This is a genomic window from Nocardia sp. NPDC059236 (genome assembly GCF_042754085.1).
In the GTDB taxonomy this organism is placed as follows: Bacteria; Actinomycetota; Actinomycetes; order Mycobacteriales; family Mycobacteriaceae; genus Nocardia.
In genome coordinates this window covers 640,799-661,263 of record NZ_JBHZAF010000002.1, presented here as the reverse complement: position 1 = coordinate 661,263, position 20,465 = coordinate 640,799, and the positions used below count along the sequence as shown (strand labels likewise).

Genomic DNA, 20,465 nt, shown 5'->3' with positions numbered 1-20,465 from the left:
GGAATCGGGTGGGCGCCGAGTGGATTTCGTGCGGAGGTCAGCCGACCGTGACGGGCTGCTTGTCCTCGACGGGGGTGGCCGACTGCTTCAGCTCGGCGAGCTTGGCGCCTTCCACGTCGATGTCGGGGAGGATGCGGTCCAGCCACTTCGGGAGCCACCAGGCCCACTTGCCCAGCAGGGCGAGCAGGGACGGGATGAGGACCATGCGGACGATGAAGGCGTCGAAGAAGACACCCGCCGCCATGGCGAAGCCCATGGACTTGGCCACCACGTTGTCGTCGAGCATGAAGGCGCTGAACACCGAGATCATGATGATGGCGGCGGAGGTCACCACGCGGGCGCCGTGGTGGTAGCCGCTGATCATGGCGTCCTTGGCGGACTTGCCGTGCACGTACTCCTCACGCATGCGCGTGACCAGGAAGACCTGGTAGTCCATGGCGAGACCGAAGACCAGGCCGATCAGCATGATCGGCAGGAAGCTCACCAGCGGGTGCGCCTCCACCAGGCCGAAGTGGCCCTCCTGGAAGATCAGCACGGTCGCGCCGAAGGTGGCCGCCATGGAGAGCAGGAAGCCCAACGCGGCGGTCAGCGGCACCAGGATGGAGCGGAACACCAGGAGCAGCAGGATGAATGCCGCGCCGGCCACGATCGCCAGGTACGGAATGATCTTGTTCAGCAGCGCCTGCGAGACATCCGCGTAGATGGCCGTGGTACCGGTGATGCCGTACTCCATGCCGTACCGGTCATGGAACTCGGACTCGGCATTGCGGGCGTTCTTGACCAGGTCCTTGGTCTCCTGGTTGTTCGGCCCGGACTTGGGCACGCCCATGAACATGGCGGCCTGCTTGTCCTCGCTGGGCCGGGCCAGGGTCAGGTAGTCCATGCCCGGGTAGGAGGCCAGCTTGGAGCGCAGCGCGTCGAGGGCCTCGGTGCGCTGGTTCTCCGGCGTCTTGCTGAGGTCGACGGCCACCAGCAGGGTGCCGTTGGCGCCCTCGCCGAAGCCCGCGGTCTGCAGGTCGTACGCCTTGCGGACGGTGGTGTGCTCGGGCATGGAGTCGCCGCCGGGCAGACCCAGCTGCAGGTTCACCGCGGGCGCGGCCAGCAGGCCCAGCAGCACGATGGAAATGCCCAGCGTCAGCGCGGGCGCCTTGCCGATGAGGCGGGCGAAGCGCATGCCGTTGGTGACCGAGTTCTCGTCCTCGGGATCGTGCTTGGCGACCAGCGGCAGCTTCGGCTTGAACAGGAAGCGGCCGAACGCGCCCATCAGCGCCGGCATCAGGGTGACGGCCACCAGCACCGCCATCGCGGCCGAGACCGCGCCGAAGATGCCCATGTAGGTGAGGAAGCTGACACCCACGAAGCTCAGGCCCGCCAGCGCGATGATGACGGTCAGACCCGCGAAGATGACGGCCGAACCCGCGGTGCCGACCGCGGTGCCCGCGGCCTCCTCCGGCGAATTCGACACGGCCAGTTCGTGTTTGTAGCGCGAGACGATGAACATGGCGTAGTCGATGGACAGCGCCAGGCCGATCATGGAGGCCAGGATCGGGGTGAAGGTCGGCACGGTCAGGAAGTGGGTGCCGAACATGATGATGGAGATGGCGGTGCCGACACCGACGAGCGCGGTGAGGATCGGCACGAAGGCCGCCACGATCGCGCCGAACGCGATCACCATGACCACCAGCGCCACCGCGATGCCGATCAGCTCGGAGGAGCCGTTCGAGCCGCCCGGATCCTGCGCGATCGAACCGGTGAGCTCGACCTGCAGCCCGGCCGCGCGCGCCTCGTCGCCCACCTTGTAGGCGGCGTCGCGGTCGGCCTGCTTGATGTCGGAGAACTTCGCGATGGTGAACTTGGCCTGGACCGTCGCCACCGAATCCGGGTTGGTCTTGTTCAGCACGTTCAGCGGCGCGCTGGAGCAGATCGCGGAGAAGTTCGGGTTGGAACGGTCGCTGCCGAGGCAGTCGATGCCGGCCTGCTGACCGATCTTCTCGGTGGTGTCGATGGGGTTCATCAGCGGCGACGACTTGTCCACGATGGGCAGGTCACCGAGCTTGGTCAGGAACTGCGACAGCGCGGCCTGCGGCCCGGGATCGGTCAGCTTCTGACCCTCCGGCGCGGCGATCACATAGGTGGCGCTGACGGCATTGGGGTCGAACTCCTTGGATGCCCCCGGGAAATGCGCGTCGAGGATTTCCGTGGCCCGCTCCGAAGGCAGGTTCGGCATGGTGAAGGAGTCCTGGAACGGCTTGGCGAGGGCCCCGCCGAGTCCGCCGATGACGAGTAGCGCGGCGATCCACGCCGTGATGACTATCCATTTCCGGCGGAAGGCGAACTTTCCCCACCGATAGAGGTATACGGACACGAGGGGTTCTCCTGGGCGATGGTTTGTGCGGGCGAAAACAGGGTGCTGGTGTGCGAGCGCGTAGACAGCACTGCCGCCGGGAGCTCTGCGGGCTCCCCGCCTCCACGAAACTAAAATCTGCCTACCGTGCGGTAGGTAGACTACCGAGCGGATAAGCGGAGGAACAACCTCGACTCTAGGTGGCGTTGATCGCACACCGAGCGCGGGTGAGAGGATGAGAACATGGGTGGCCAGGTCGGTTCCGGAACAATTGTCGCAGGTAGAAGCACCAAGGACGCGATCCGGGACGCCGCTCTACAGCTGTTTTCGACCAAGGGGTTCGATCACAGCAGCCTGCGCGAGGTCGCCGATGCGGTGGGAATCACAAAAGCCTCGCTCTACTATCACTACGCCTCGAAGGTCGATCTTCTGGTAGCGATCATCGAGCCGATGTTCGACGAAGTGCGCGATCAGGTCGAAGGGCTCGATGACATTCCGCACACTCCCGAGAACGTGCGCGAGATGATCCGCCGGCGCCTGCAGTCGACGCTGGCCAACCGTCAGGTCGGCGTGCTCTGCATGCGGGACACCGTCGCGATCGTGAATGCCCTCGGCAACCGCTATCCCGACATGATCGAACTGCATCACCGCATGTGCCGCTGGATGGCCGGGCCCGATGCCGACGATGACACCCTGCTGCGCGCCGCCGCGGCCATGCAGGTGCTCAGCACCGCGATGATGTCCCAGGAGATCGTGCCCGGCGCCGATGCCGATCACGTCGAGACGACATTGTTGAATGCCGCACTCAGCGTGCTGAATCCGGCGCGATAGGGTTCTCGCTCACCACCGATCTGTCTCAGGAGTTCTCGTGCACATCACCGCGAAGGTCGATTACGCGGTGCGCACCCTTGTGGAAATCGCGAAGGCACAACCGGATTCGGTGAAGGCCGACGCCATTGTGGCCGCCCAGGACATTCCGCCCAAGGTGCTGGAATCGGTGGTGGCGGATCTGCGCAAGGGCGAACTGGTGGTCAGCCGCCGCGGTCCCGACGGCGGTTATCGCCTGGCCCGCCCGGCCGCCGAGATCAGCATCGCGGATGTGATTCGCGCGGTGGAGGGTCCGCTGGCCTCGGTGCGCGGGCAGCGGCCGGAGGATGTCAGCTACCCGGGTGCGGCCGAACCGCTGCAGCGGGTGTGGATCGGGCTGCGGGTGAACATCCGCTCGGTGCTCGAGCGGATCACCGTCGCCGATATCGCCCACGATCTGCTGCCGTCCTTCCTGGACGAGCTGCTGCACGATCCGGATGCCTGGACCCGCCGTCCCCGTCCCGCGGGCGGACCGGTCGCGGCCGGATCGGCGTCCAATGGCGGATCGCCGAGCGCGCCCGCGGCGGGCGGGTGGCGAGATCTGGATCAGCCCGACATCTGAGCGAACCTGCCGAGAGCGGCCGATCCGCGCCGTGACCCGGGCCGTTGCCCGGCAGTGCCGCAAAACGTCGCGGCGAGCTCCGGAGGATGACGGTAGCCTGCCACCATCATGTTGATCCGACTTCTACGCACCTTCCTCTGGCCCTACCGCAAGCAGTTGGCGGGGGTCGTCGTGCTCCAGCTGATCTCGGTCATCGCCATGCTGTACCTGCCCACGCTGAACGCCGACATCATCGACAACGGCGTCACCAAGGGCGATATCGGCTATATCTGGTCCACCGGCGGGTGGATGCTGCTGGTGACGGGCATCCAGATCGTCGCTCAGGCCGTCTCGGTGTACCTGGGCGCGCAAGCGGCCATGGGCGCGGGCCGCGATATGCGCGCGGCGCTGCTGCACCGGGTCGGCACCTTCTCCGCGCGGGAGGTCGGCGTGTTCGGCGCGCCGTCGCTGATCACCCGCAATACCAATGACGTCGGCCAGGTGCAGCTGCTCGTGCTGATGAGCGCCACCATCCTGGTGATGGCGCCGATCATGTGCATCGGCGGCATCTTCATGGCGCTGCGCGAGAGCTTGCAGCTGTCGTGGCTGCTGCTGATCGCGGTGCCGGCGCTGGGCCTGTCGATGGCCTTCATCATCAGCCGCATGGTGCCGGGCTTCCGGCGCATGCAGGAGCGCATCGACGCGGTGAACCGGGTACTGCGCGAACAGATCACGGGCATCCGTGTAGTGCGGGCCTTCGTGCGGGAGCGGCAGGAGACCTGGCGCTTCGGGGTCGCCAATACCGAGCTGACCGAGCAGTCGCTCTATGTCGGCAAGTACATGGCCCTCATGTTCCCGGCCGTCATGCTCATCTCGAACATCACCACGGTCGGCGTCATCTGGTTCGGCGGCCACGCGATCGACAACGGGGAGATGCAGATCGGCTCGCTCACCGCGATGCTGGCCTACATCATGCAGATCCTGATGGCGGTCATGATGGCGTCCTTCCTGGCCATGATGGCCCCGCGCGCCGCCGTCTCGGCCGAGCGCATCGGCGGGGTGCTGGACACCGAGTCCTCGGTGTCGGAACCGCGTCTGCCGCAGCCGTTCAAGGGCGATCCGGGCACGGTGGACCTGGCCTTCGCGGAGTTCAAGTTCCCGGGCGCCGAGAAGCCGGTGCTGCGGGCCATCCGGTTCGATACCCGGCCGGGCACCACCACCGCCATCGTGGGCGCGACCGGTGCCGGAAAGACCACGCTGATCAACCTGATTCCGCGGCTGATCGATGTCACCGACGGCGCGGTCTACGTGGGCGGCACCGACGTCCGGCACCTGCCCCTGGAGACACTGCGCTCCGAGATCGGCCTGGTGCCGCAGAAGGCGTACCTGTTCTCCGGCACCGTGGCCTCCAATCTGCGCTACGGCAAGCCGGACGCCACCGATGCGGAGCTCTGGCACGCGCTCGAGATCGCGCAGGCCGCCGATTTCGTGCGCGAGATGCCGCAGGGCCTGGAAACGCCTGTGGCACAGGGTGGTACGACCGTCTCCGGTGGTCAGCGCCAGCGCCTGGCCATTGCCCGCGCGCTGGTGCGCAAGCCGCGCATCTACCTGTTCGACGACTGCTTCTCCGCCCTCGACGTCGCCACCGACATGCGGGTGCGCGAGGCGCTGCGGCCGGAGACCTCGGACGCGTCGGTCATCATTGTGGCGCAACGGATCTCGACGATCCGCGACGCCGATCAGATCGTGGTGCTGGAGGACGGCGCGATGGCCGGCATCGGCACCCACGAGCAATTGCTGCGCGACTGTCCCGAATACCGCGAGATCGTGGAATCGCAGTTCAGCGCGGAGGAGGTGCGATGAGGCCCGGAGCCGTCAATCCCGGTGCGCCGGATGCCAAGGCGAAGTCCTTCGGCCCGTCGCTGAAGCGCCTGCTGCGCATGCTCGCGCCCGACCGGATCTATCTGGTCGTGGTCTTCCTGCTGGCCGTGGGTTCGGTGGTGCTCAACACCCTGGGCCCGCAGATCCTCGGCAAGGCCACCAACCTCATCTTCGACGGTGTGGTCGGCAAGCAGCTGCCCCCCGGGCAGAGCAAGGACCAGCTGGTCGAGGGGCTGCGCGCGAACGGCAACAACACCTTCGCGGACATGCTGGCCAGCATGAACGTGATTCCCGGTACGGGAATCGATTTCACCGCGGTCGGCCATGTGCTGGCCTGGGTGCTGGCGCTCTATATCGGCGCCTCGGTGTTCGGCTGGCTCGAAGCCCAACTGCTGATCATCGTGATCAACCGGACCGTGAAGCGGTTGCGCGCGCAGATCGAGGAGAAGATCCACCGGCTGCCGCTGCGCTACTTCGACTCGATGCCGCGCGGCGATGTGCTCTCCCGCGTCACCAATGACGTCGACAATGTGGCGCAGACGCTGCAGCAGACCATGTCCCAGCTGATCATCAATGTGCTGTCGGTGATCGGCATCCTGATCATGATGTTCTGGATCTCATGGCTGCTGGCCCTGATCGCGCTGCTGACGGTGCCGCTGGCGGTCATCGTGACCGCGCAGATCGCCAAGCGCTCCAAGCCGCACTTCGTGGATCAGTGGAAGCTCACCGGCGAGGTCAACGCTCAGGTCGAGGAGGCGTTCACCGGGCACGAGGTGGTCAGCGCCTTCGGCCGGGTGCGGGAGGTCGGCGAGAAGTTCGACGAGACCAACGACAAGCTCTACAACTCCTCGTTCAAGTCCCAGTTCATCTCCGGCCTGATCATGCCCGCCATCATGTTCCTGGGGAATCTGAACTACGTGCTGATCGCCGTGGTCGGTGGTCTGCGGGTGGCGTCGGGCAATCTGTCGCTGGGTGAGGTGCAGGCGTTCATCCAGTACTCGCGCGGATTCACGCAGCCGCTCACCCAGATCGGCTCGATGATGAACCTGCTGCAGTCGGGTGTGGCCTCGGCGGAGCGGATCTTCGAGATCCTCGACGCCGAGGAGCAGTCGGCGGACCCGGATCCGGAGGATTCGCGGCCGGTGGACCGCGGCCGGGTGGCGTTCGAGGACGTGTCCTTCCGCTACGAGCCGGAGACGCCGATCATCGAGGATCTCTCGCTGGTGGCCGAGCCCGGGCACGTGGTCGCCATCGTCGGCCCGACCGGCGCGGGCAAAACCACGCTGGTCAATCTGCTCATGCGGTTCTACGAGGTGGATTCCGGCGCCATCACCATCGACGGCGTCGATATCACCCGCATCACCCGCGACCATCTGCGGTCGCGCATGGGTATGGTGCTGCAGGACACCTGGCTGTTCGGCGGCACCATCCGGGAGAACATCGCCTACGGCAATCCCAGCGCCACCGAGGAGGAGATCCTCGAGGCCGCCCGGGCCGCCTACGTGGACCGGTTCGTGCACGCGTTGCCGCACGGGTACGACACCGTCATCGACGAGGAGGGCTCCGGCGTCAGCGCCGGTGAGAAGCAGCTCATCACCATTGCCCGCGCCTTCCTGGCCAAGCCGTCCATCCTGATCCTGGACGAGGCCACCAGCTCGGTCGACACCCGCACCGAGCTGCTGGTGCAGCACGCCATGGCGGCGCTGCGCCGGGATCGCACGAGTTTCGTGATCGCGCACCGGCTTTCGACGATCCGCGATGCCGACACCATCGTGGTGATGGAGAAGGGCAGGATCGTCGAGCAGGGGACGCACGAGACGCTGCTGCGGTCCCGGGGCGCGTACTCCCGGCTCTACAACGCGCAGTTCGCCGCGGCCCTCACCGATGGCGAGGGCAACAATGTGGACGATCCGGAACCCGATGCCGTGGTGCTCAGCAAGAGCTGACGGCTCGATCGTCCGCTGAGGACGGTCCCTCGCCCGGCCTGGCCCGCACCCAATGGTGCGGGCCAGGCCATTTTTCGCCGGGTGAGAGGATGGCTTGCGTGTCTGCTGCTTCGGAGTTCTCGTTCAAGGTCGGTGCGCGCCTGGAAGGGCGGCACGGCCGAACCGGTGTGATCAGCACTCCGCACGGTGACATCGCGACTCCCGCCTTCATCCCGGTCGGTACCAAGGCCACGGTCAAGGCGGTGCTGCCCGAGACCATGAAGGAGCTCGGCTCGCAGGCCCTGCTGGCGAACGCCTATCACCTCTACCTCCAGCCCGGCCCCGACATCGTGGACGAGGCCGGCGGTGTGGCCGAGTTCATGAACTGGCACGGCCCGACCTTCACCGACTCCGGCGGCTTCCAGGTCATGTCGCTGGGTGTCGGCTTCAAGAAGGTGCTGGCCATGGAGTCGGTCGGCGTGCAGAACGACGATGTGATCGCCAAGGGCAAGGAGCGGCTGGCGCACGTCGACGACGACGGCGTCACCTTCCGCTCGCACCTGGACGGCTCCAGGCACCGCTTCACGCCCGAGGTGTCCATGGGCATCCAGCATCGGCTGGGCGCGGACGTCATGATGGCCTTCGACGAGCTCACCACGCTCATGAACACCCGTGGCTACCAGGAGGAATCGCTGGAGCGCACGCGGCTGTGGGCCCAGCGCTGCCTCGACGAGCACGAGCGGCTCACCGCGGCCCGCTCGCACCGGCCGTACCAGGCGCTGTTCGGCGTCATCCAGGGCGCGCAGTACGAGGACCTGCGCCGCAAGGCATGTCGCGATCTGGAGGACCTGCGCGGCGCGGCCGGAACGGGATTCGACGGCTACGGCATCGGCGGCGCACTGGAGAAGCACAATCTGGGCACCATTGTTGGCTGGTGCTGTGACGAGCTGCCCGAGGGCAAGCCGCGGCACCTGCTCGGCATCAGCGAGCCGGAGGACATCTTCACCGCGGTGGAGAACGGCGCGGACACCTTCGACTGCGTGAATCCCTCACGCGTGGCCCGCAATGCGGCGCTGTACACCGACGAGGGCCGCTTCAATATCAATACGGCCCGGTTCAAGCGGGACTTCACGCCCGTCGATGCGACCTGCGACTGCTACACCTGCGCCAACTACAGCCGCGCCTACATCCACCACCTGTTCAAGGCGAAGGAGATGCTCGCCTCGACGCTGTGCACCATCCACAACGAGCGGTTCACGGTGCGGCTGGTGGATCGGGTGCGGGAGAGCATCGACGGCGGGTATTTCGACGACTACAAGAACGAGTTCCTCGGCCGTTGGCGCGGCCGCATCAAAGCCCCTGGCCTGTAGGGGAATTCGATCCGGCCGCGCCGAAAGCCGGTCGCGTCACTCGTAGATGGCGGAGCGTTCACGCGGGCGGTACGAGGGCTCGCGCTTCTTCAGGAAGGCGATGCAGCGGTAGCTGATCGGCAGCACCATCATCTCGACGAGGGTCTTCCAGATGAAGCCCACCAGGGTGTAGTTGATGTAGTCGCCCCAGGTGTGGATGCCGATGGCGGTGGCGGCGATGGAGCAGAACACGAAGGTGTCGCCGAATTCGCCCGCCACGGTGGAGCCCAGCAGCCGCGCCCACAGGTGCTTCTCCTTGGTGCGCTCCTTGATGAGCACCAGGGTGACGGAGTTGAGGAACTGACCCACGAAGTAGCCCGCGATGCCGGCGAACGCCAGCTGCGGAGTGTGGCCGAGCACGTCCCCGAACGCCGAACCGTTCTGATCCAGGTCTCCGGTCGGCAGCTTGATGACGATCTGGAAGCAGACGATCATCAGCAGCAGCGCGCCGAACCCGTAGTAGACGATGCGGCGGGTCGCGCGGAACCCGTAGACCTCGCTGAGGACGTCGCCGATGACGTAGGCGAGCGGGAAGAGGAAGAATGCGCCGTCCATGGTGAGCGGCAGCACGGTGATGGGGCCGAAGGACACATGGTGTCCGGTGAAGAATTGGACGCCTTTGGCGACACAGACGTTCGAGATCAGCAGGACAGCGGTGAAGGCCACCGCCACCGGTGTGAAATATCCCCCCGCCGCGTCCGCGAATGCCGCGTGTTCGGGCGTGGGGTGCCCAGATCGGTCGGTGTCGACCTTTTTCTCGATGTCACTCTTTTCGATTTCACTCACGCTGAAAAGTATCCCTGCCTCGACCGATGGGTATGGACCGATGGGTTGCCCTAGGCTGAGCGAATGACGAATCCCGGCGATTCCGACGAGTGGTGGAAGCAGTACGGCGGTGAGGGCGTGACGCCCGAGACCCCGCCCGCAACGCCACAGCAGCCGGCGCCGCCCCCGGCCGGCTACACCTCAGCTCCGCAGTACCAGAATCCGCCGCTGACCCCGCCGCCGCAGCCGGTGTATCCGAATTATCCGCCGCCGCAGGCGAATCCGACGCCGTCCTATCCGGCCGCCGGGCAGCAACCCCCGGCCTACGGGTATCCGGGCTATCAGCCCTACGGCTACGGTCCGCCGGTGCAGCAGACCAATTCGCTGGCCATCGCCTCGCTGGTGGTGTCGATCATCGGCGTGCCGGCCATGTTCTTCTGCGCTTTCCTGCCGGTCGTCTCGATCGTCGGCCTGGTGCTCGGCATCGTGGCGCTGAACCAGCTCAAGAACACGCAGCAGCAGGGCCGCGGGCTGGCGCTGGGTGGCGTCTGGGTGGGCGCCATCAGCATCGTGATCGGCCTCGCGCTGTTCCTGATCCTGATCATCGCGGGATCGACCGGGTCGTCCTGACGAAAGGCTTTGCGCAGCAATGAATAAGGACTGTGCGCAGCAATGAATAAGGACTGTGCGCAGCAATGAAAAAGAGCTGTGCGCGGCAATGAAAATGGGGACGCATCCGTCGGGATGCGTCCCCATTTCGCGCTCAGCGGAGCCGGGCTCAGCCCTTCAGCACCTGGGTGCCGCCCGCGAACTTGTCGTGCCAGCCCTGCTTGTTCGGGTCCTGCTCGATGGTGACGGCGATGTAGATCGCCATGCCGAGACCGATCAGCCAGCCCAGGCACGGGATCAGCTGGACGACCACGTACAGGTTGCGCTTGGCCGAGGTGGCCGGGTCGAGCGGGCCGCCGCCGGGGCCGACCACGCGCAGGCCCAGCAGCTTCTTGCCGAGCGTCTGGCCGCCCTGCTGGGTCTCCATCAGGATGAAGTAGCCGAACAGGATGATCGGCAGCAGCACGTCCCAGGCCCAGGCGATGCTGTTGGGCAGCAGCGCCGCGATGATGCCGCCCGGGATACCGATGATCAGGCCGTCGATGATGCGGGCGGCGAACCGGATCCACAGGTCACCCGGCTGCGCGCCACCGAAACCGCCGGCGCCGAACCCGGGCTGGCCGCCGCCCGGGTAGGGCTGGTACGGCTGCTGGCCATAGGGCTGCTGCTGGCCATAGGCGTCGGACGGACCGAACGACTGCGGCTGCTGCCCGTACGGGTCGGGCTGCTGTCCGTAGGGCTGCTGGCCGTAGGGCTGCTGCGGCTGCTGGCCGTAGGGGTCGGACTGCTGTCCGTACGGCTGCTGCGGCTGCTGGCCGTAGGGGTCGGACTGCTGTCCGTACGGCTGCTGCGGCTGCTGGCCGTAGGGATCGGACTGCTGTCCGTAGGGCTGCTGCCCGTACGGCTGCTGGGGCTGATGCGGCTGCCCGTACGGCTGGCCACCCTGCGGATACTGGTTGGGGTCGTACCCACCGCTCGTCATTGTTTCGCCGTCCTCGTCGAATTCGTTCGGGATCTGGTCGAGTGCGTACGTTACGGATACGAACTGGGTTGCAACAACCCGTCGGGGTCGAGTGTCCACGGTTCACGTGGGAGGTTTTCCGGATCGAATTGTGCCAGCGAGGCGGACGGCGTAGTTGCGCCCGAGTAGCCCAATGACGCCGCGAGCAGTCCCAGCACGTGTTGCGGGGATTCGCCGAGGGCCATCCGGTCGCGCAGGGTGACGGCGCCGTCGCGTTTCGCGAGCCGTTGCCCGGAAGTGTTGAATACCAAGGGGACATGGGCGTATTCGGGTACGGGCAGCCCGAGCAGGGTCGCCAGATACGCCTGTCGTGGTGTGGAGGGCAGCAGGTCGTCGCCGCGCACCACCTGGTCGATGCCCTGCTCGGCGTCGTCGACCACCACCGCGAGGTTGTAGGCGGGGGTGCCGTCGCCGCGCCGCAGCACCAGATCGTCCACCGCGCCACGGTATTCGCCGAGCAGGCGGTCGGTGACGGTGAATTCGCCGACCTCGGCGCGCAGCCGCAGCGCGGCGGGCCGGCCCGCGTCGCGCCGGCGCTGTTTCTCGTGCTCGGTGAGGTCGCGGCAGGTCCCCGGGTAGGCGCCCATCGGGCCGTGCGGGGCGGTCACCGCCTGCTGGATCTCCTTGCGGGTGCAGAAGCATTCATAGGTGTGGCCGGCGGCGGTCAGGCGCTCGATGGCGGCGGCGTAGAGCGGTAGCCGCCGCGACTGCCACACCACCGGCGGATCCCAGTCCAGCCCGATGGCCGCCAGATCCTCCAGCTGTCGCTGTGCCGCACCCTTTTTCACCCGATCCAGGTCTTCCACCCGCATGAGGAATCCGCGGCCGGTGGAGCGGGCGAAGAGCCAGGCCAGCAGTCCGGTGCGGAGGTTGCCCAGGTGCAGGTCGCCGGACGGGCTGGGCGCGAAGCGGCCCACGCCGCGCGTGGTCGGACCGTGGCCGGGGTGGGGATCCCGACGGTCGGTTGTTGCTGTGGCGGGGTCGGTGGGCACGGTTGTCGATGGTAGTTCGCATACTTTGCAGCGCCGCTGGTCCTTCGCCTTCTTGCGGGCGCACATACCGGGTGCGGTGTGGCAGCGGGCTTGTGAATTCAGTGTGGGATTGTGAGCCGGGGCCGAAGATCGTTGTCGGAGATGGGTTTTCCCTGGTCGAGCGCGGTGAGCAGGGCGTGCGCGCGGGCCTCCAGGCCGGGTGTGTCGATGTCGTAGGGCGCGGGTCCGTATGCGGCGAGCCGCTGTGCCGCGCGCTCGAGCAGGGTGCGCGCGCCCTTCGGATTCCCGCGCTGAATGTGGGTCAGGCCAACGGCAAACTGCGCGAGACCCTGCCACAGCGATTTCTCGGCGAACGGACCGCTCTTCCAGGCGGCCTCGAGGACCTCATGGGCGTTGAAGGCCAGGCCGTCGTCGAGCAGGCGCTGGGCGTAGTCGAGGGTTTCGAGGGGCGGCAGGTCGAGATCATCGGGTATGCGGGGGATGCCGGCGCTGCCGAATGGGAGGGGTCGCCCAAAACGGTCACGAGGTCGGGCATTCCGGGCGCGTCCGTTCTCGTCGCGGTCCCGTCCGGTGTCGTCCTGGGTCGGCTGGGGCATACACTCCATGATTCCCCATGGCCGGTGCCGGCGGCGCGCGCGGAGTTTGCCTGCGGGTGCGCGAATGGCTGGGTAACGGAATTCGGACTTCTGAAATTGAATAGCCTCAAATTAAAGCAAATTCTGTGCAAATAATTAGCTGGCTAACCTTGCTGCAAATTTGCTGGTTGAAAACGAAAGAATGCGATCTCCCTATGACGAACCCTGCTAGGGTTTAGCGCGGGAACGGCCATCGGGGGTGCATTCCCATCGCGAAGTGCAGAGAACGGGTTGTACGGAGCGTTTGCGTGCGACCCGAAGCACACCTGGGATTCGTGATCAGGGATGGATCCCGAGGTCGCCAAGATCGATGCCAGCAAGATTCCAAGCTTGACGCAGAAAAGGAGCTAGTACCGTGAAGGTGGATTTCACCGGCGCCGTGTGGCGCAAGAGCAAACACAGCGGGCCCAACGGCAACTGCGTGGAGGTCGCTTTCCTCGGAGACGGCAATGTCGCGGTCCGCGACAGCAAGGACCACGGTGGCGGGCCGATCCTGGCCTTCACCCCCGGTGAATGGGATGCCTTCGTGGCGGGCGTCTCCGATGGCGAGTTCAAGCGGGCCTGACCGCTGCACCACCGGGAAAAAATTGAAGCCCCCGAGTCCCGGAGACTCGGGGGCTTCGCTCGGTGTTCAATTTGCCCTCCGCTTCGCTCCGGGCGGTTTCAGTGGGCGCGGTCTTGGACCTTGCGCAGCACCGTCAGCTGCGCGTGCTCGGCCGCATGATCGTTGGCGGCGTTGAGTTCGCGTTCCTCGGGCGCATCGGCCCAGAAGAACGCGCCGGTGCCGGGGCGGCCGGCGATCCCGAGTTCGTTCATCTTCCGGGGTACCCGGGCGCCCTGATACGCCAGGGGAATCGGGTGGCCGTGCTCGTCCGCCGGCCCCAGCGGCTGGTGCACCTCGATGTACTCGCCGTGCGGAAGTCGTCGCACCACACCGGTTTCGATGCCGTGCTCGAGCACGCCGCGGTCGGCGCGCTGCAGACCCAGGCACAGCCGGTAGGCAATGGTGTAGGCCAGCGGCGGTACGGTCAGCAGCGCGATGCGGAAGGCCCAGGTGGTGGCATTGAGCGAGATGTCGAACTTGAAGGCGATGATGTCGTTGACGCAGGCCAGGGTGAGGATCAGGTAGAAGCTCAGCGACATGGCCCCGATGGCGGTGCGCACCGGCACGTCGCGCGGCCGCTGCAGCAGGTTGTGCCGGGCCCGATCGCCGCTGAGCCGCTTCTCGATCCACGGGTAGGTGATGATCAGCGTGAAGATGAGCGGCATGAACAGCGCCACCGAGAACGCGCCCGGGACGGTGTGCCCGAAGGGATAGGCCTCCCAGGCCGGGAACAGGCGCAGGAAGCCGTCGGTCCACATCATGTAGAAGTCGGGCTGGGTGCCGGCGGAGACCTGAGAGGGGTTGTAGGGCCCCAGGTTCCAGATCGGATTGATCTGCAGCAGCCCGCCCATGAGCGCCAGCACGCCGAGGGTGAAGGCGAAGTACGCGCCCTGGTCCAGCGAGAAGACCGGCACGATGCGGGTGCCGATGACGTTCTTCTCGGTGCGGCCCGGGCCCGGGTACTGGGTGTGCTTCTGATACCAGACCAGCGCGATGTGAACTCCGATGAGCGCCAGCATGATTCCGGGCAGCAGCAGCACGTGCGCGATGTAGAGGCGCGGGATGATGATGCTGCCGGGGAAGTCCCCGCCGAACATGAGCCAGTGCAGCCAGGTGCCGATCACCGGGCTGCCCAGGGTGATTCCGGCGAAGGCGGCGCGCAGGCCGGTGCCGGAGAGCAGGTCGTCGGGCAGCGAGTAGCCGAAGAACCCCTCGAACATGGCCATGATGAACAGCAGTGCGCCGATCACCCAGTTGGCCTCGCGGGGCTTGCGGAAGGCGCCGGTGAAGAAGACCCGGCACATGTGGATGATCATGGCCGCGGTGAACAGCAGTGCGGCCCAATGGTGCACCTGCCGGACGAAGAGTCCGCCGCGGACGTCGAAGGAGATGTTCAGCGCGCTCTCGTAGGCGCGCGACATGGTGACCCCGCGCAGCGGCTGATAGGCGCCGTTGTAGGTGACGTCCTGCATGGACGGGTCGAAATACAAGGTCAAATAGACGCCGGACAGCAGCAGAATGATGAAGCTGTACAGCGCTATTTCACCGAGCAGGAACGACCAGTGTGTCGGAAATACCTTGTTGATAGATCTTTTGAGGAATGCGGCGCCTTTGTAGCGCTCGTCCATGCCATCGGCTTGTTGCGCAAGTCGACCGGCGAGCCTGCTGGTGGTTGCCATCGCGGTCACCCCGCCCCCGGGAGAATGGTAAGGCTTCTACTACAAACGGTAGCACCCGGAGCCACTGCGCCGTACGGGGTTTCGTTATGGTCATCGGGTGAAATCCCTGGCCGCCCGGGACGCCACCATGTACTGGCTGTCCGCGCGTACCCGCAACGACCTGTTCCTGCTCTACTGCTTCGCCGACACCGGCCGCGAGGCCGGCGAGCTGCGGGCGGCCGTCGCGAGCCAGGTGGTCCACATTCCGGATTTGCTGATACATGTGCTGGATACCCCTGCAAATATTGCGTATCCGATTTGGGCGACTTGCGAATTCACGAACGAGCAGTTCGTCGACCATCATCTCTCCGACGCCACGTGGGTGAATGTCACCGCCGCCGTGGGTGATCTGCTCGGCGCGGGCCTGAATGCGAACGACCGCCCGTGGCGACTGCACGTGTTCCGAAATGTCCGGGACGCCCCGGGATTCGCTACCGGTGAGTCCGCCCTGGTAGTGCTGCTCCAGCTATCCCACGCCCTGGCCGACGGCCGCCGCGCCGCCGCCATCGCGCGAGCGTTGTTCAGCAGCAGTGAATTTCCGGCATCTACCTCCGGAGTTCGCTCGGGCCGGCCCGTCGATCGGTTCCTGCCGCGCAGCCTTCGTGATGCGGTGACGAGCGCCCTCGCCGCTTCTGTTGCGCTGCCCGGCATCCCGATCGGTATGGCGCGCACCGTCGTTCGCGGTCTGGCCGCCGCCCGCGCCCAGCGCCGGCTGGCCGAGCTCACGGCGGCCGGGGAACTGCCGCCACCCGCACCCGATACCGAACCGACGGCCTTGAACGGCACCGGCGCACCGCCTGACGCGCATATCGTGCGCATGCTGGTGTGCGACAAGAATCGGCTGCGGGTACCGGACCACTCGATAACGGTGGTGACGCTCACCGCCATTTCCCTCGCGTTGGAGACCTATCTCTCGGAGCGCGGCGCCGCGGTCGCCGAGCTGCGCGCCCAGGTCCCCATGGCGATCGCCACCGCAGCAGACGGCCGCAACGGCTACCGCGACCTGTCGGTGGATCTGGCCGTCGCCGCACCCCTGCCGCGCACCCGCGCCGACCGCATCGCCGCCGACCTCGCTGCGCGCCGCACGCGCGCCGCACATCCACTCCAGGACGCGCAGGATTCGGTGACCGCCGTCCTCCCCGCCCCGCTGCTGCACCATGACGTGATGCACGCCCCGATAGACGTGCTCCCCGAACGAGTTTCGGGTCATACCGTCGTCTCCAGCGTCGACCGCGGTCCGGCGGACCTCCGATTCGGCGGCGGCGCAGCCCGATTCACGGCCGGCTTCCCAGCCCTCGGCACGGTCATGCACCTGACCCACGGCATCCACGGCCTCGGCGACACGGTCACCGTCTCCATCCACGCGGACCCCGCGGTAATCCCCGACGTGGACCGCTACAGCGCCCTGTTGGATTCGGCGATCGACGAGATCACCTGCGCATTGCGGGAATCCGGCGCCACGGGCTGACCGGAGCTGGATATGTCGCGGGGCTGGATATGCGGAAGGCTCCGGCCGGACCGAGTCCGGCCGGAGCCTTGCGGGCCCAGCAATGCTGCCTGTTTGCCCGGATCACCTCTGATGCTTTCGATCAAGCGAATGGATCGTCGAGTTCAACGGCGGATCAGACCATACCGTTGACCAGCGGATGCTCCGAGACGCCCTCGGGGACGCCCCACTGACTATGTGCTAGTGCTTCGAAAACGCAGATCAACAACAATTTTCGGGCGCGATGCCCGGAATTGACTTCGGATTCGACACCGGATTCCTGGCTGCGCATACTGACCACCGGGCCGCGCCGCGGTCCGGGCTCGGACAGCATCCAGAACAGTTCCGGCCCCATCAGTGTCGAACGTCCGCCCGTCTCGCTGAACCACCGACCGGAGTATTCGATCATCAGATCGGTGAATGCTTCGACGTTGCCGACTGCGTCGGTGAACTGTGTCATCGCACCCGATCGGTCCAGACTGTTCTGGATGATCGAAGCCAGCCGGCTCGCGATTTCCCGGAACTGATCTACTCCTTGGTCCTGCCACATGGTCATCGCCATTCTTCGCTCCAGAGAGGGTTCAGAGGTGACTGAGGGGTCGATCGAGCTGCATCCGCCATTACATTTGCGCGGCGGTCATCGAGACCTGGGGTCGTTCGACGGCGTCCGGCGCAGCTGACCTGTGCTGTGCGCCGATGCCTGCGGTCTGCCCTCGGGAATATCCGGGCCCGATGGATTCGAGCGGGTAGAGCCTGGGCTGACGCGCTGCAGAGGGTTCCGCGGAGCGCTCCAGATCAGGTGAGGCGAACGACTCGGCCTCGAGCTCGGTGGCCTCGAGGCCGGCTTCGGGCTCGACGGCCTCGAGGTCGGGCTCGCGCTCGGTGGCTCCAAGCCCGGTGGCTCCAAGCCCGGTGGCTCCAAGCCCGGTGGCCTCGAGCTCGGCTGCGAGCTCGGCTGCGAGCTCGGCCGCGACCTGCTTGCCGCGTTGCCAGAGCATCAACGTGAGGTGCACCGCGAACAGCATGGTCAGTGGCATGCCGGCGTAAATGAACATGGCCACGACACCGCCACCGATCTCGTGGGCGTACTGGATATTCCCGGCAATCGAGAGCATGGTCGAAAGAACGAACAACACGGTCGAATACCACCAGCCCACGCTCCATTGCCGGAACGAGGCGGTGGCGATGATCGAACCGATCACGAGGCCGTCGATGGCGATCGGCACATTCGAGGCCAGGTCGGGCGGCACCAGATTGCGTATCGAGAGTTGGTGCAGGGCGGCGAAAGACATTTGAAATGACTTGACTGCTACTACGCCCGCGACAATTAGCGAAGCATGTGCCAACCGGGGTCTGAACGAACTCAGTCGTCCCATGACGCCCCCCGCCCTGTGCAGCGCGGGCGCTTGCACGTCGCCATCTGTGGATCTCGCGGATGTGATCTCCATCATGGCGGCGAGGGTACTGTGCGGCCGGTCCCCGGATTGTGCACCGCGCCAGTTTCAGATTCGGTGCTGCGCGGACGCGCACAATCGTGCTCTCGACGGTTAGCCGTCGATTAACTCGAATCCCAAGGGCGGCAACACATCACGCCTGACCGCACCAATCGGGCCGGCGCAAGTACCCAACCAATAGGTGTTTCGTGCCAATCATCCGTTTTGGTCGGTCATCTCGTCGCGCCCTGACGAGAACCCAACTGCAACTTGGCCAAAGCCCATCGCATGATCTCCACCGGCGTGCCCCCGGGAGGGGCGTGCCACCACCGACACCACGAAAGTCATTGTGCCCGCGATGAACAGCGCTGATGTGGGCACGATCAGCCCCGGACACCGGCCAGTGCGGGCCCGCGATCCGTGCGAGCCGGCCGTTGAGACCCATAGCCGCGACCAGGGCGTGCCGCTGGTCCACGCTCACCAGATCTGGCACCAGAGCGCGAGGAAGGATCGAAGACCGCGGCCAGCACGCCGAGCAGCGCCGCGGCGCCAAGCATGGCGGCAATGCCGCCGACACCATGAACGGCACCGGTTCAGCGATGGCGACCGTACCCACGACCGCCGGGCCGGGATATGCGGGAGGCCCCGGCCGGACTAAGTCCGGCCGGGGCCTTCGAAGCGGAGGATAGGGGATTTGAACCCCTGAGGGCTGTTAACCCAACCCGCGTTCCAGGCGAGCGCCATAGGCCACTAGGCGAATCCTCCGCCGAGCAATATACCGGGTGCCCCCCTGGTGGAAGCAAATGCCGTGGTCGGCGGCTACTTCTTCTTCAGATTGTTGAGGGCTTTCTGGGCCTGGTCCTTGCAGACCTGGGCGATCTCGTCCTTGCTGACGTCCTGGCCCTTGGCCATGCGCAGGCGGATGTTGACCTTGACGGAGGCGTTGTCGTCCTTGACCGCGACCGTGTAGTCGGTGGTGGTCCAGTAGGTCCAGTCGTCGACCTTGGCCGACCAGTAGCCCGCCTCGCCGATGCCGTTCACGTCGCCGGCGGTGCGGCCGCTGCCGGTGGTGCCGGTGTCGGACGTCTTCCAGGTGTCGTATTCGGGCTTGTTGTAGGCCGTCGACGCGCCGCTCAGGAAGGACACGTCGAGGGTGAGGTCGGCGGTGTTGGTGGTGTACTTGTCGGTCTTGCTGGCCTCTTCGTTGCCGGCGCGGCATTCGAAGCGCCCGCCCGAGTAGTCGGTGGGCTTGGTCTCGGAGTGCTCGGGGGTGCCCTTGGAGGTGGGCACCCACTTGCTGAGCACCGAGGTGTCGATCACGCTGCAGCCGTTGGTGACACCGTCCATCGTGTACTTGCCGGCGTTCTTCTTCTTGTCGTCGCTCAGCGGCGAGGGGCCGTCGCCGCCGGAGAGGGCGACCGCGCCGATGATGACGCCGACGATCACCACCAGGCCGATGACACCGCCGACGATCCAGCCGGTCTTGTTGCCGCCCGAGCGGGGCGGCTGCGCCGGGTAGCCGTAGGCGGGCGCGATCGGCGGGGTCGGAGGCGGCGGGGCGTACTGCTGCTGGGGGAAGCCGCCGGACATCGGTTGCTGCGCATAGCCCCCGGAGGCCGGCTGCTGCGGGTAACCTCCCGGCACCGCCTGCTGCGGGAATCCTCCCGACATCGCCTGCTGCGGGAATCCACCCGACACCGCCGGGTAGCCGCCTGAGGGCTGGCCGGGCGAAAGCGGCTGGGCGGGCGGCGTGTATGGCGGGATGCCGCCGGCGTTGTAGTTCAGCATGGTCGGGTCCGTGCCCTGGACCGGTTGGCCGGCGTCGGTTCCGCTGGGCGGGGTGGCCCACCACTGCGCGGTTTCCTGGGCCTTCGCCGGGTCGTGCGGCCCACCCGATCCTGGATCGGAACTCGTCATCTCGTCTTTCCCCTCCGGAATTTCGCGGGTGACCCCGCATATCGCAGGCATCGTATCGACCCGATGGCGCACGGGGCGCGGTGAGCCGCTACACTGGCCGACGGATCCAGCGCGGCGCGCATCCTGTGAACTCCCCCAGGGCCGGAAGGCAGCAAGGGTCAACGGGCTCTGCCGGGTGCGCTGGGTCCCCTTTCATTTTCGGGGCCCGATCGGGTGGCGGCGGAACTGTATATATCCCTGCCGAATCGGAGCGGCCGCCTAGTAACGTGGTCGGTTGGGTTCGCGGTGCGCGCAACCCTGGACAAACATCCCACGCCA

At 66.4% G+C, this 20,465-nt stretch carries 17 protein-coding genes, 1 tRNA gene and 1 other RNA gene; 9 read left to right on the top strand and 10 right to left on the bottom strand.

Features of this window, described 5'->3' with window-relative positions; genetic code table 11:
* Positions 1-37 precede the first annotated feature (37 nt).
* Positions 38-2,365 (bottom strand): MMPL family transporter, encoded by a 2,328-nt coding sequence (locus ACFXIV_RS08170; protein WP_379393199.1) that lies wholly within the window; start codon positions 2,363-2,365, stop codon positions 38-40.
* A gap of 222 nt (positions 2,366-2,587) precedes the next feature.
* Between ACFXIV_RS08170 and ACFXIV_RS08165 the strand changes: the two genes are divergently transcribed.
* From ACFXIV_RS08165 to tgt, 5 genes are all read left to right on the top strand, one after another.
* Entirely contained in the window at positions 2,588-3,175 is a 588-nt protein-coding gene (locus ACFXIV_RS08165) for a TetR/AcrR family transcriptional regulator (RefSeq protein WP_379393201.1), read from the top strand.
* A gap of 37 nt (positions 3,176-3,212) precedes the next feature.
* Positions 3,213-3,773: an RrF2 family transcriptional regulator gene (locus tag ACFXIV_RS08160; RefSeq protein ID WP_379393203.1), complete on the top strand. Its 561-nt coding sequence runs from the start codon at positions 3,213-3,215 to the stop codon at positions 3,771-3,773.
* Positions 3,774-3,881: 108 nt separating this feature from the next.
* Complete coding sequence (locus ACFXIV_RS08155) at positions 3,882-5,615, top strand: ABC transporter ATP-binding protein (RefSeq protein ID WP_379393205.1); 1,734 nt, start codon at positions 3,882-3,884, stop codon at positions 5,613-5,615.
* On the top strand, positions 5,612-7,579 hold the full coding sequence (locus tag ACFXIV_RS08150; RefSeq protein WP_379393207.1) for an ABC transporter ATP-binding protein: 1,968 nt from the start codon (positions 5,612-5,614) through the stop codon (positions 7,577-7,579). Before ACFXIV_RS08155 ends, ACFXIV_RS08150 begins: the two co-directional genes overlap by 4 nt.
* A 98-nt stretch (positions 7,580-7,677) precedes the next feature.
* On the top strand, positions 7,678-8,928 hold the full coding sequence (gene tgt, locus ACFXIV_RS08145) for a tRNA guanosine(34) transglycosylase Tgt (protein ID WP_379421224.1): 1,251 nt from the start codon (positions 7,678-7,680) through the stop codon (positions 8,926-8,928).
* A 36-nt stretch (positions 8,929-8,964) separates the two neighbouring features.
* On the opposite strand, the gene ACFXIV_RS08140 is transcribed toward tgt, so the two are convergent.
* Positions 8,965-9,729 carry a queuosine precursor transporter gene (locus ACFXIV_RS08140; protein ID WP_379393612.1) on the bottom strand — a complete coding sequence of 255 codons (765 nt, stop codon included), beginning with the start codon at positions 9,727-9,729 and terminating at the stop codon, positions 8,965-8,967.
* Positions 9,730-9,816: 87 nt separating this feature from the next.
* Here ACFXIV_RS08140 and ACFXIV_RS08135 point away from each other — a divergent pair, with 87 nt between their 5' ends.
* The gene (locus ACFXIV_RS08135) at positions 9,817-10,362 is read left to right on the top strand and encodes a DUF4190 domain-containing protein (RefSeq protein WP_379393211.1); all 546 of its coding nucleotides are present in this window, start codon (positions 9,817-9,819) and stop codon (positions 10,360-10,362) included.
* Positions 10,363-10,510: 148 nt separating this feature from the next.
* Here ACFXIV_RS08135 and ACFXIV_RS08130 read toward each other — a convergent pair whose 3' ends face one another.
* The 3 genes from ACFXIV_RS08130 to ACFXIV_RS08120 all read right to left on the bottom strand — a co-directional run bounded on the left by ACFXIV_RS08130 (position 10,511) and on the right by ACFXIV_RS08120 (position 12,950).
* Complete coding sequence (locus ACFXIV_RS08130) at positions 10,511-11,323, bottom strand: RDD family protein (protein ID WP_379393213.1); 813 nt, start codon at positions 11,321-11,323, stop codon at positions 10,511-10,513.
* A 50-nt stretch (positions 11,324-11,373) separates the two neighbouring features.
* Positions 11,374-12,279 (bottom strand): tRNA glutamyl-Q(34) synthetase GluQRS, encoded by a 906-nt coding sequence (gene gluQRS, locus ACFXIV_RS08125; protein WP_379393614.1) that lies wholly within the window; start codon positions 12,277-12,279, stop codon positions 11,374-11,376.
* 173 nt (positions 12,280-12,452) lie between these two features.
* The gene (locus tag ACFXIV_RS08120; RefSeq protein WP_379393215.1) at positions 12,453-12,950 is read right to left on the bottom strand and encodes a DUF309 domain-containing protein; all 498 of its coding nucleotides are present in this window, start codon (positions 12,948-12,950) and stop codon (positions 12,453-12,455) included.
* 394 nt (positions 12,951-13,344) lie between these two features.
* On the opposite strand from ACFXIV_RS08120, the gene ACFXIV_RS08115 reads away from it, so the two are divergent.
* Positions 13,345-13,554, top strand: coding sequence for a DUF397 domain-containing protein (locus tag ACFXIV_RS08115; protein ID WP_354838731.1), 210 nt, complete (start codon positions 13,345-13,347; stop codon positions 13,552-13,554).
* A gap of 98 nt (positions 13,555-13,652) precedes the next feature.
* On the opposite strand, the gene ACFXIV_RS08110 is transcribed toward ACFXIV_RS08115, so the two are convergent.
* Entirely contained in the window at positions 13,653-15,272 is a 1,620-nt protein-coding gene (locus tag ACFXIV_RS08110; RefSeq protein WP_379393217.1) for a cytochrome bc complex cytochrome b subunit, read from the bottom strand.
* 97 nt (positions 15,273-15,369) lie between these two features.
* Between ACFXIV_RS08110 and ACFXIV_RS08105 the strand changes: the two genes are divergently transcribed.
* Positions 15,370-16,779 carry a wax ester/triacylglycerol synthase domain-containing protein gene (locus ACFXIV_RS08105; RefSeq protein WP_379393219.1) on the top strand — a complete coding sequence of 470 codons (1,410 nt, stop codon included), beginning with the start codon at positions 15,370-15,372 and terminating at the stop codon, positions 16,777-16,779.
* Between the two features lie 154 nt (positions 16,780-16,933).
* On the opposite strand, the gene ACFXIV_RS08100 is transcribed toward ACFXIV_RS08105, so the two are convergent.
* The 4 genes from ACFXIV_RS08100 to ACFXIV_RS08085 all read right to left on the bottom strand — a co-directional run bounded on the left by ACFXIV_RS08100 (position 16,934) and on the right by ACFXIV_RS08085 (position 20,147).
* Positions 16,934-17,359 carry a hypothetical protein gene (locus tag ACFXIV_RS08100; RefSeq protein WP_379387585.1) on the bottom strand — a complete coding sequence of 142 codons (426 nt, stop codon included), beginning with the start codon at positions 17,357-17,359 and terminating at the stop codon, positions 16,934-16,936.
* 58 nt (positions 17,360-17,417) lie between these two features.
* Positions 17,418-18,173, bottom strand: coding sequence for a DUF2637 domain-containing protein (locus tag ACFXIV_RS08095; RefSeq protein ID WP_379421227.1), 756 nt, complete (start codon positions 18,171-18,173; stop codon positions 17,418-17,420).
* A gap of 736 nt (positions 18,174-18,909) precedes the next feature.
* Positions 18,910-18,995: transfer RNA gene (locus ACFXIV_RS08090), tRNA-Ser, on the bottom strand.
* A gap of 54 nt (positions 18,996-19,049) precedes the next feature.
* Positions 19,050-20,147, bottom strand: coding sequence for a hypothetical protein (locus ACFXIV_RS08085; RefSeq protein ID WP_379393224.1), 1,098 nt, complete (start codon positions 20,145-20,147; stop codon positions 19,050-19,052).
* A gap of 99 nt (positions 20,148-20,246) precedes the next feature.
* On the opposite strand from ACFXIV_RS08085, the gene ffs reads away from it, so the two are divergent.
* An RNA gene (gene ffs, locus ACFXIV_RS08080) (signal recognition particle sRNA small type) lies at positions 20,247-20,341 on the top strand.
* Positions 20,342-20,465: the final 124 nt, after the last annotated feature.